We start from the raw sequence: 10892 nt of genomic DNA, 5'->3' as shown, positions 1-10892 counted from the left end.
AACGCGCCGCCATCGTCATTGACGGAGAATGCGCCGTTTTCGTCCAGGTCAACGCCTGCGCCGAAGGTCAGGCCGTTATCGGTTTCGCCCGACATGCGGAACAGAACGTCGATATCGGTGAAGAACTGGGTTTCGATGCCGTCGCCGCCAAAGATACCCATCTCGGCCCAACCGGTGATGGTGACCTCTGCGGATGCAACACCAGCGGTGGCAACCAGCGCTGTCGTTGCGAAGAGAACCTTTTTCATGGTTTTTCCCTCGTTAGATAAAAAGCTCCCCAACCGGAGCATCCGAATTGGGTATGCCTTTCAATCTTCTCTTGGGCGCTGGAATGCAAGAAATCGGGCCGGATATGGGCGATGTTGCCACGGCCATGATGCAGACATGTCACAGTCAACGCATCCCCCGCGCGATTTTAAGACCTTGCCGCACAATTGGCCCTGCGATACCAAGGCTTAACAGCAAAACCCCGGGTCACAAGAAGGCAGATCGCAACATGTTCGGAATCAGGAGCAAACTCATCGTGATGTTGCTTGCGGTCAGTGCAGTGTCCGCCTGCGGCGGCATCGGCAGTGGCGGGTCCGGGTTTGGTGGTGGCGGCGGGTCCGGTTTTGGCGGCATCCGCAATGCGGAGATAAGCCAGGAATCACGTGCGCGCCTTGTCGAATCCGGGGCCCTGCCCGACCCCAACCGGCAATCCATCTTCGATCTGTTTACCAATAACGACGATCCCAACACCACTGTCGAGGTCAACCGGTATATCTGGAACGCCACGCTTGAGATCCTTGATTTCATGCCGATCGAGGCGGCCGATCCGTTTTCCGGCGTGATCGTCTACGGCTACGGCACGCCGCCCGGTGGCGGCCGCGCCTACCGCGCCACGGTTTACGTGACCGACCCGGCGCTGGATGCCAGGTCGCTGCGGGTGGCCCTGCAATCGCGTGGCGGCGGTGCGGTCAGCCGTGAAACCGCCCGCGCGGTCGAGGATGCGATTCTGACCCGCGCCCGCCAGATCCGCATTCGTGAAGGTGACCTCTAGAAATCTCGCCCGACCCCTCCTAAAGACATCGCCGGGCCCCTGCGCCCGGCGTTTTCATATCCAGACCCAAGGAACAGACCATGGCCCGCTTTGACCCAGCTGTGACCGAACCGAAATGGCAAAAGGCCTGGGATGACGCTGGTGTATTTCGCGCGACACGCGACGCGAGCAAGCCGAAATACTATGTGCTGGAAATGTTTCCCTACCCGTCGGGCCGCATCCATATGGGGCATGTGCGCAACTATACGATGGGCGATGTCATCGCGCGCTACAAATCCTCGACCGGGCATAACGTGCTGCATCCGATGGGTTGGGATGCCTTCGGGCTGGCCGCCGAAAACGCCGCCATGGCCAAAGGCATTCATCCCGCCACCTGGACCTATCAGAATATCGCCGACATGAAGGCGCAGCTCAAACCGCTTGGCTTTTCGCTGGACTGGAGCCGCGAGATTGCCACCTGCCACCCGGAATATTACCGCCACCAGCAGGCCATGTTCATCGACATGCTGGATGCCGGTCTGATCTATCGCAAGAACGCCGTGGTGAACTGGGATCCGGTCGATATGACAGTGCTGGCCAATGAACAGGTCGAGGCCGGGCGCGGCTGGCGATCGGGCGCATTGGTGGAGCGGCGCGAGCTGACGCAGTGGTTTTTCAACATCTCCGATTATTCCGAGGAATTGCTGGCGGCGCTGGATGGGCTGGAAAACTGGCCCGCCAAGGTCCGGCTGATGCAGGAAAACTGGATCGGCAAGTCGCGGGGGCTGCAATTCAGCTTTGAGCCTGTGGGTGGCGGCGCGCCGATCTCTGTCTACACCACCCGGCCCGACACGCTGATGGGTGCGAGCTTTGTCGGCATCTCGCCCGATCATCCCATTGCCAAGGCGCTTGAGGCTGACAACCCGGATATTGCCGCCTTCATCGCCGAATGCCGCAAGGGTGGCACCACGGAAGAAGCCATTGAAACGGCAGAGAAACTGGGGATGGATACCGGCATTCGGGTGCGCCACCCGCTGAACCCGGATTGGGAATTGCCGGTCTGGATCGCCAATTTCATCTTGATGGACTATGGCACCGGCGCGATTTTCGGCTGCCCGGCGCATGACCAGCGTGATCTCGATTTCTGCCGCAAATACGATCTGCCCGTCATCGACACGTTCTTTGCGCTGGATGATCCCACGCCGGTCACGAATACGGCCTTTGTGCCGCCCAAGACCGACAAGGTGCAATGGGTTGACCATTTTGCAGGCCTTGATGTGGCGACCGGCCAAGAGGCCATCGACGCGACCATTGATTTCGCCGAGACACAGGGTTGGGGCGAGGGCGTCACCAAATACCGCCTGCGCGATTGGGGCCTGTCGCGGCAACGCTATTGGGGCTGCCCGATTCCGGTGCTGCATTGCGACAGGTGCGGCGTGGTGCCCGAGGCCAGGGAAAACTTGCCGGTCAAGCTGCCCGAAGATGTGACGTTCGACATTCCCGGCAACCCGCTGGATCGCCACCCCACCTGGCGCGACGCGCCTTGCCCGAAATGTGGTGGGGCCGCCCGGCGCGAGACCGACACGATGGACACGTTCGTGGACAGTTCCTGGTATTTCGCCCGCTTCACCGCGCCGCGCGCCGACACGCCCACCGATCTGGCGGATGCGGATTACTGGATGAATGTCGATCAATATATCGGCGGCGTCGAACACGCGATTCTGCACCTGCTCTATTCCCGCTTCTTCGCCCGCGCGATGCACAAGACCGGCCATTTGCCCGCAAAATGTGTGGAACCGTTCGATGCGCTGTTTACGCAAGGCATGGTGACGCACGCGATCTACACCACCCGCGATGAAAAAGACCGCCCCGTCTATCACTTCCCCGAGGATGTCGAGATCCATGAAAGCGGCGCGCGTCTGGGGGCCACCGGCGAGCCGGTCGAGGTGATCCCCTCGGCCAAGATGTCCAAATCGAAAAACAACGTCGTCGATCCGCTGAATATCATCGAAGCTTACGGTGCCGATACCGCGCGCTGGTTCGTGCTGTCCGATTCTCCGCCCGAACGCGATGTGGAATGGACCGCCGCCGGGGCAGATGCCGCCTATCGGCATCTGGGCCGGGTCTGGACGCTCTGCACCAGAATCGCCGCGATGGACCCGGCCCAGACAGGCAGCGGTGACGAGGATCTGCTGCGCGAGATGCACAAGACCATCCGCGACGTGACGATGGGCGTCGAAAGCTTCGGCTTCAACGCCGCCATTGCCAGGCTCTACGCCTTTACCAACACGCTGGCGAAATCCAGGGCCGGGGCGGCGGCGCAGAAAACCGCCATCAAGGTGCTGGCGCAGCTGATGTCACCGATGACCCCGCATCTGGCCGAGGAGATCTGGAGCCATCAAGGTGGTGACGGCCTGATTACGCAGGCCCCCTGGCCGGTTGCCGATGCCGCGATGCTGATTGAAGATACCGTGACCTTGCCGATCCAGATCAATGGCAAACGACGCTCGGAAATCACCGTGGCCAAGGATTTGCCGAAGGAAGAGGTTGAAAAACTGGCGCTGGCGGACAAGGCTGTGGTGAAAGCGCTCAACGGGGGCGTTCCCAGAAAGCTGATTGTCGTGCCGGGCCGTATCATCAATGTCGTCATCTGACCGCCGCACCTTCCTGACCCTTCTGGTCGCGGTGCCGCTGGCGGGCTGCGGCTTTACCCCGGTCTACGCGCCGGGGGGGGGCGGTCTGGCACTGCGGGGCCGCGTGCGTGTCGCGGCCCCCGACACGCGGTTGGGCTTTGTTCTGGTGTCCCGGCTTGAGGAACGGCTTGGCCGCCCCGGAGCCGCCGATTATGGGCTGGATTACACGTTCGAGACCTCGGAAACCTTTCTCGCCATTACCGGGGCCAATGACATCACCCGGATCAACATTACCGGCACGGTGGATTTCACCCTGACGGATCTGGCCACCGATGCGCAGATCCTGGCCGATAGCGTGTCAACCTTCGCGGCCTATTCGACCACCGGCACATCCGTTGCCACCGCATCCGCCGAACGCGACGCGCAGGACAGGCTGATGACAGCGCTGGCCGATCAGATGGTTTCGCGCCTGCTGGCGGCCTCAAGCCGGTTCTCATGAAGCTGACAAGCCGCGACGCCGCAGCCTATTTCAACGCCCCCGATTCGTCTGCGGCGGGCCTGCTGCTTTATGGCGCGGATGCCATGCGCGTGGCCCTGAAACGGCAAGATGTCATTGCCAAACTGCTCGGTCCCGGTGCCGAGGAGGAAATGCGCCTGACCCGTATTCCGGCCAGCGAATTGCGCAGTGACAAGGCGATGCTGGCCGATGCCATGCGCGCCGTCGGGTTTTTTCCCGGCCCGCGCGTGGCCTTTGTCGAAGATGCCGCCGATGGGCTTGCGCCGGTGATCAGGGACGCATTGGCCGATTGGCAGCCGGGCGACGCGCAGATCATTGTCACCGCCAAGGCGCTGGCCACCAGATCCGCCCTGCGCAAACTGTTCGAGAGCCATAAACGGGCCTATGCCATTGGCATTTATGACGAACCGCCATCGCGCGCCGAAATCGAGGAGACCCTGCGCCAGGCCGGTATCCCCGATCCGGGCCGTGACTGCATGGCCGAACTGACCGCGCTGGCGCAGGCGCTGGACCCCGGCGATTTCCGTCAGACAATCGAGAAACTGGCGCTTTACAAGCTGAACGACCCCAGCCCCGTGACCTCTGCCGATATCACCGCCTGCGCGCCATCGACGATCGAGGCGGGCGTTGATGACATCCTGAACGCCGCCGCCGAAGGCCGGGTCGGCGAGATCGGCCCGTTGATGCAGCGGCTGTCCGGTCAGGGCGTTTTGCCGGTTGCTCTCTGCATTCAGGCGCTGCGCCATTTTCGCGGGCTTCATGCGGCGGCGATCCATCCCGGCGGGGCGTCTGCGGGTGTCGCGGCCATGCGCCCGCCCGTCTATGGGCCGCGCCGTGACCGGATGATCCGGCAGGCCGGGCTGTGGGGCGTGGCCCGGCTTGAGGCCGCGCATGGCACCTTGCTGGATACCGATCTGGTGCTGCGCTCTGGCCAACACGCCCCGCAGGCCGCATTGATGGAGCGCGCGCTGATCCGGCTGGCCTCGGTCGCCGCGCGCGCCGGTCGCTAGGAAAGAACCGATATGTATCATGTCATTGGCCCCATTCGCACCCGCACCCTGCGCGTTCTCTGGATGTTGGAGGAGTTGGCGCAACCCTATCAACATGTCGGTGCCGCGCCGCATGCGGATGCGGTGGTGGAATTCAACCCGGCCGGCAAGGTTCCGGTGCTGGTCGTCGGCGGTGTGCCCGTTACCGATTCCATCGCCATCATGACCTATCTGGCCGACAAGCATCGGGCGCTGACCTTTCCGCCCGGCACATTGCAACGCGCCAGACAGGACAGCCTGACCCAGTTCATCAATGATGAGTTCGATCAGATCCTGTGGACCGCCGCCCGCCATTCCTTCATCCTGCCCGAAGATCGCCGCGTGCCCGCGGTCAAGGACAGTCTGAAATGGGAATTTGCCCGCAGCCAGACGCGCATGATCACCCGCATGGCCGAGGATGGCCCGTTCCTGATGGGCGACACCATGACGATCCCCGATATTCTGCTGACGCATTGCCTGGGATGGGCCGTCAGCGCCAGATTTCCTGTGGTCGAGGATCGCCTGCGCGATTTCGCCGCCGCAATGCGCGCGCGCCCGGCCTATATCCGGGCGCTTGGCGACTGATCCCACCGACCCGCATGTTGCCCGGCCCAAAGCCCGGTTGAAAGGCAGGCGGTCAGCAGATATCCGCCCGTCGGGGCCTCCCAATCCAGCATCTCACCGGCACAGAACACCCCCGGCATGGAGCGCAGCATCAACCCGTCATCCAGCCCGGCCCGGGCCACGCCGCCGGCGGTGGAAATCGCCTCATCGATCGGGCGCGGACCTGTCAGTTGCGCGGGCAATCGCTTGATCAATGCCGCCAGCGCCGCACCTTCGGGCAGGGGCCGCCCCCATTCATTGAGTAACGCCGCGCGGGGCCCGGTCAGCGACAGCACCTTGCGCAGATGCGTCGCGAGGCTCGCCTTGCCGCGCGGTTTCGCCAGCCGGGCGGCCACATCTTCAACGCTCCGGTCCGGCATCAGATCCAGCACCAGTTGCCCGCCTTCGCGGATGGCGCGCGAATGGGCATAGATGCCGCCACCCTCAACCCCACGCGCCGAAATCACAAACTCCGCCCGTATGGTGCGGCCGCCCACCGACAAGGCGCAGCCCTTCACCGGCGCGCCGAAATACCTGGCCATGTGATCCGACCACGCCACCGAGAACCCCATATTCGCGGGCCTCAACGGCGTGATCGGCGCGCCTTTTTCCGCCAGCCAGGGCAGCCAGGCCGCATCCGACCCGAGCCTTGCCCAAGACCCGCCGCCAAGCGCCAGCACGGTGACACGCGGGGCCAACAGCGCCGGGCCTGTCGGTGTGTCGAAGCGCAACGCATCACCGGCAAAGCCGCGCCAGGCCCACCCTGTCCGCATTTCGGCCCGGATCCGCCCCAGCCAGGCCCGCAACAGCGGCGAGGCTTTCATCGCCACCGGAAATACCCGCCCCGATGATCCGGTAAACACCGGCTGGCCAAGCGCCTCTGCCCACCTGGTCACCTCTGCCTGGCCGAACGCCTCCAGCATCGGGCGCAGCCACGCCTCGGCCTCGGCATAGGCCGCCAGAAACCGATCCGCCGGTTCATCCCGCGTCAGGTTCAGCCCTGATTTTCCGGCCATCAGCAACTTGCGCCCGGCTGAGGGCTTCGCCTCTGTGATCACCACCTGCCGCCCGGCCTCTGCCAGCGCCTGCGCTGCCATCAACCCGGCAGGCCCCGCGCCCACGACCAGCGCGTCGATCTGTTCCATGTCGGCCATGTCGCTCTTGCCCTTTGCCGTCACGAGCACATCGCCTTGATCGCGCGCAGCACCGCGGGCTTGCCGGTCAGCGCATCGGCGGCCAACCCCTTCGCGCCCTGCATCAACGCGTCGGGTGGAACGATCCGGTCGATCAGCCCGAATGCCAGCGCCTCCTCGGCGGACAGCTTTTGCCCCGCCAGAAGCACCAGTTTGGCCCGCGCCGGACCGATCAGCGCCACCAGCCGCGCCGGATCGGAGGGTTGCGGCAGAAACCCCAGCTTCGCCACCGGATAGAAGAACCGCGCGCCGGGCACCGCGATGCGAATATCGCAGGCCAGCGCCATGCCGAACGCGCCGCCCGCCAGCGTTCCGTTCAGGGCCGCGATCGTCAGGCAGGGCAAGGCCGCGATAGCCGCTGACAGCCGTTCCCACAGATCCGATGTGGCAAGCCCCGCCCGCGCCTGAACCAGATCGGCACCAGCCGAAAACACCCGGTCGCCCGCGCCGGTCAAAACAAGCGCCCGCAGGTCCGGGTCATCCGCCCCGGCCTCAGCCAATTCCACCAGTTCCGTCAGCATTTCGGCGGTCAGCGAATTGGCCTTGTCGGGGCGGTTCAGCGTGACCACCCACAAACCGCCCTCGCGGGTCTGCTCGATCATGCAATCAGCCCGACGCGGCGGCGAATCTCTTCTTCACGCAGGGAAATTTCCTCGCCCAGAAACGCGTCTGCCTCGGGCGAACACATCCATAACAGCGCCTTTGCCGGCCAATCGGCGGGAATATGCGCCTCCCAATCCAACTGACTGACCGGGTTCACGCCGCTGGCCTTGATCTCGCGCTGCATCTGGGTGGCGACCGTGCCGGGCGACAGGCCCATCGCACGGATGCCATGCGCGGCCCCTTCCTTATGGGCGCATTTCGTCAACATCGCGGCCGCGGCCTTGGATGTGCAATAGGCGCTCCAGCCTTCCATCGCATTATGGGCGGCCCCGGAACTGACAGTCAGGATCGTGCCGCCGCCCTCGGCCATCATCACCGGCAACGCCGCGCGCATTCCGTGAAACACGCCTTTCACATTGATATCAATGATATGGCCCCAGGCGTCCGGCGTGGCCTGCATCAGGCTTTCAATCGGTTCGATCACGCCGGCATTGTTGATCAGGATATCGAGCCGTCCAAAGGTTTCGACGCAGGCCCTGACGGCGGCCTCGACCTCCCAGAAGCGGCTGACATCGCAGGGTATGGCCAGCGCCTTCTGGCCGATCTGACCGGCAATCTCGGCGATGTCGTCGCGCGATCGGGCCAGCAGGCAGACATTGGCCCCGGCCTCGGCAAAGACCCGCGCCGCGGCGGCCCCAATGCCGCGACTGGCACCGGTTACCATCATTGTTTTACCGTCCAGCATCCCCATATCATCCTCCTGAGATAAGATTCTTGTTGCGTTTTTAAGCCAAAACAATGAGATCTTGACGCCCGCCGCAACCCGGCGGACATTTGAAATAGAAAATCACATTCGGAAGGTCGTTATGTCAAAGATGAAATCCCTTTCAGTCACTCTCTCTACTGCTGCCCTGATGGCCGCAAGCCCCGCTTTCGCCGAAATCACCGCGGCCGAGCTTTGGTCGCTCTGGCAGCAGCAATCCGCAGATTACGGTCAGTCGCTGACGGCGCAGGTTACCGATACCGGTTCGGGGCTGGTTCTAACCAATCTTGCCAGCACTTTCATGGTCGAGGAGGCAATCCTGTCAACCCTGATCGACCAGGTCACATTGACAAATCAGCCCGATGGCACCGTCGCAATCGGGGCCTCGGATATTCTGACCTACCGGATCACCGGCATCGACGATCCCGACGCCCCGGAAGAGATCGCGATTGCGTTCCGCCAATCCGGCTTTTCCGGCACCGCCTCGGGCAGTGCCGATGTGCTGACGCTGGACAGCGTGATGCAGAGTTTCGAGCTTGAGGATATAACATTTGTCGGCATCGACCCGGATGATATCCCCGATTTTGACGCCTCCCTGGCGCTGACGGGTATTGCCGGCTCCTACACCTATGATTTTTCGGACCCGAATTTTTTGGCGATTTCCGGTGCCGCCTCGACCGATGGCTTCGAGATGGGGTTTGCGGCGACTGAACCGGCCGGCGGCTCTGACGGCACCACAACCGGCGGCGGTTTCACACCGATACAACCGCAGCCCACCACCCCGAGCAAACAGTCCGATACAGATGGCCGTATTGATGTGGCGCTGGTCATGGGAGCTTCGGAAACCACTTTTTCGGGGGTTCTGCCAACCGGTCTGGATTGGGAGATGGTTGAAACCTATCCCGCGGGTCTGGCGATGGAACTGGATGTAACCTATCAATCCATGTCGGCGCGCCTCGACTTCCGGAACGGGTCCGATTTCCTCGATTTCTCGGCCGAGAATGCTGGTGGGAATTTCGGCTTTGGCATCTCGGAGCGTGCCCTGCGCTATGAGCTTGGGGCGCGGGGCGTGGGTTTCAGCCTGGCCAGCAATGAAATGCCGTTTCCGGTGGCCGCGACCGCCGACAGCACGCTTGTGCGCATCGACGTGCCGCTGGCGCGCGAAGATCAGCCCTCGCCCTTCTCGATCGCTATCGCCTATCAGGGCGTAAGCGTGGGTGACAACCTTTGGGCGATGGTTGACCCCAGCGGGCAGGTGCCGCGCGGTCCGGCCACGATCATCATGGATGTCAGCGGCACGGTGCAGATCTTTGTCGATCTTCTGACCATGGATGCCGATGAACTGGCCCGCATGTCCTCGCCTCCGGGTGAATTGCGTGACCTGACGCTGAACAACCTGCAAGTGTCGTTCGGTGGGGCCGAGCTGATCGGTATGGGCGATCTCGAATTCACGCCGGGCCAGATCATACCGGTGCCGGTGGGTTCGCTCGATCTGAGCCTGACCGGGGCCAATGGATTCATCCAGACGCTGTCGAATGCCGGGCTTTTGCCGCCGGAACAGGCGGGTATGGCGCGCGGCATGTTGGGGATGTTCGCAATTCCGGGCAGCGGGCCTGACAGCTACACATCCTCGATCAATTTCGGCGCCGATGGTGGCATCACCGCCAATGGCGTGCCGCTGCGCTGATCACCCCTGACGGCAACATCTTCCCCCCGGAGCAGCCAACCGTTGCTCTGGGGGGTTTTCGTATCGCTTGCACGCCGCCGGGCCGCGCACTAGCTGTTGGCCCGAACCCCGCAACAGGATCTGCCCGATGACCCAAACGCCCGAAACCCTTGCCCATGACCTGTTGACGGCCGCAACCCGCGCCGGGGCCGACGCCGCCGATGCGATCGCGGTGGCGGGAACGTCAACCTCGATCCGGGTGCTGAACGGGGCGCTGGAACATGCCGAACGATCTGAGGGCGTCGAGATCGGGCTGCGCGTCATTCTGGGCCAGCGGCAGGCCTGTGTTTCGGCCTCGGACACCAAGCCTGAAACCCTGCGCGAAATGGCCGAACGCGCCGTCGCCATGGCCCGCGAGGCCCCCGATGACCCGACCATCGGCCTGGCCGACCCGGCGCAACTGGCGCAAGGCTGGGATATTGCCGCACTGGATATGTGCGACCCGGATGCAGAACCCGACCCCGCCATGCTGGAGGCCACCGCGCTGGAGGCCGAGGCCGCCGCCTTGGCCGTTCCGGGCATCACCCAAGTGCAATCTGCCAGCGCCGGATATGGTCGTCACAGCCGGCATCTGGCCGCCACCAACGGCTTTTCGGGCGGCTATACCCGCACCGATCACGGGTTGTCCTGCGTCGCCATCTCTGGCGAGGGCCAATCGATGGAGCGCGATTACTACGGCGATATGCGCATCCACCGCGCCGATTTGGAGCCGGCCGAAACGGTTGGCCGCATTGCCGCCGAACGCGCCGTTGCGCGCGCCGGGGCCCGCCAGCCGAAAACCGGGGCCTGCCCGGTGCTGTTTGATGAA

11 protein-coding genes are annotated in these 10892 nt (G+C 63.6%); 7 read left to right on the top strand and 4 right to left on the bottom strand.

The genetic code is table 11. The features are described 5' to 3' along the window. Positions 1–248 (bottom strand): porin (locus ACW8PS_RS11875; RefSeq protein WP_491527650.1); only part of this gene is annotated, 248 nt, incomplete at its 3' end. Between the two features lie 278 nt (positions 249–526). Here ACW8PS_RS11875 and ACW8PS_RS11870 point away from each other — a divergent pair. The 5 genes from ACW8PS_RS11870 (at position 527) to ACW8PS_RS11850 (ending at position 5781) form a co-directional block, all read left to right on the top strand. Then, positions 527–1039, top strand: a complete 513-nt coding sequence (locus tag ACW8PS_RS11870; RefSeq protein WP_491527652.1) for a DUF3576 domain-containing protein — start codon at positions 527–529, stop codon at positions 1037–1039. A gap of 80 nt (positions 1040–1119) precedes the next feature. After that, positions 1120–3672 carry a leucine--tRNA ligase gene (gene leuS / locus ACW8PS_RS11865; protein WP_491527648.1) on the top strand — a complete coding sequence of 851 codons (2553 nt, stop codon included), beginning with the start codon at positions 1120–1122 and terminating at the stop codon, positions 3670–3672. Continuing rightward, complete coding sequence (gene lptE / locus ACW8PS_RS11860; RefSeq protein WP_491527646.1) at positions 3659–4150, top strand: LPS assembly lipoprotein LptE; 492 nt, start codon at positions 3659–3661, stop codon at positions 4148–4150. Before leuS ends, lptE begins: the two co-directional genes overlap by 14 nt. Further along, entirely contained in the window at positions 4147–5178 is a 1032-nt protein-coding gene (gene holA / locus ACW8PS_RS11855; RefSeq protein ID WP_491527644.1) for a DNA polymerase III subunit delta, read from the top strand. The genes lptE and holA overlap by 4 nt, the downstream gene beginning before the upstream one ends. Before the next feature lie 12 nt (positions 5179–5190). Next, entirely contained in the window at positions 5191–5781 is a 591-nt protein-coding gene (locus ACW8PS_RS11850) for a glutathione S-transferase family protein (RefSeq protein WP_491527642.1), read from the top strand. On the opposite strand, the gene ACW8PS_RS11845 is transcribed toward ACW8PS_RS11850, so the two are convergent. From ACW8PS_RS11845 to ACW8PS_RS11835, 3 genes are read right to left on the bottom strand one after another with little or no spacing between them, the layout of a single operon-like run. After that, positions 5757–6977 carry a TIGR03862 family flavoprotein gene (locus tag ACW8PS_RS11845; protein WP_491527640.1) on the bottom strand — a complete coding sequence of 407 codons (1221 nt, stop codon included), beginning with the start codon at positions 6975–6977 and terminating at the stop codon, positions 5757–5759. The two genes, ACW8PS_RS11850 and ACW8PS_RS11845, sit on opposite strands and share 25 nt — an antisense overlap. Continuing rightward, complete coding sequence (locus ACW8PS_RS11840; protein ID WP_491527639.1) at positions 6974–7594, bottom strand: enoyl-CoA hydratase/isomerase family protein; 621 nt, start codon at positions 7592–7594, stop codon at positions 6974–6976. Before ACW8PS_RS11840 ends, ACW8PS_RS11845 begins: the two co-directional genes overlap by 4 nt. Then, a complete protein-coding gene (locus ACW8PS_RS11835) occupies positions 7591–8340 on the bottom strand; it encodes an SDR family oxidoreductase (protein WP_491527637.1) in 750 nt (249 codons plus the stop codon). The genes ACW8PS_RS11840 and ACW8PS_RS11835 overlap by 4 nt, the downstream gene beginning before the upstream one ends. 130 nt (positions 8341–8470) lie before the next feature. Here ACW8PS_RS11835 and ACW8PS_RS11830 point away from each other — a divergent pair, with 130 nt between their 5' ends. Further along, positions 8471–10045: a DUF2125 domain-containing protein gene (locus ACW8PS_RS11830; protein ID WP_491527636.1), complete on the top strand. Its 1575-nt coding sequence runs from the start codon at positions 8471–8473 to the stop codon at positions 10043–10045. A 127-nt stretch (positions 10046–10172) separates the two neighbouring features. Next, on the top strand, positions 10173–10892 hold a 720-nt coding region (locus ACW8PS_RS11825), incomplete at its 3' end, for a TldD/PmbA family protein (RefSeq protein WP_491527635.1).

The sequence above is a fragment of the Alterinioella sp. genome (assembly GCF_058343375.1).
Note: the sequence above shows the minus strand (reverse complement) of the source record. Positions and strands in the feature narration are given on the sequence as shown.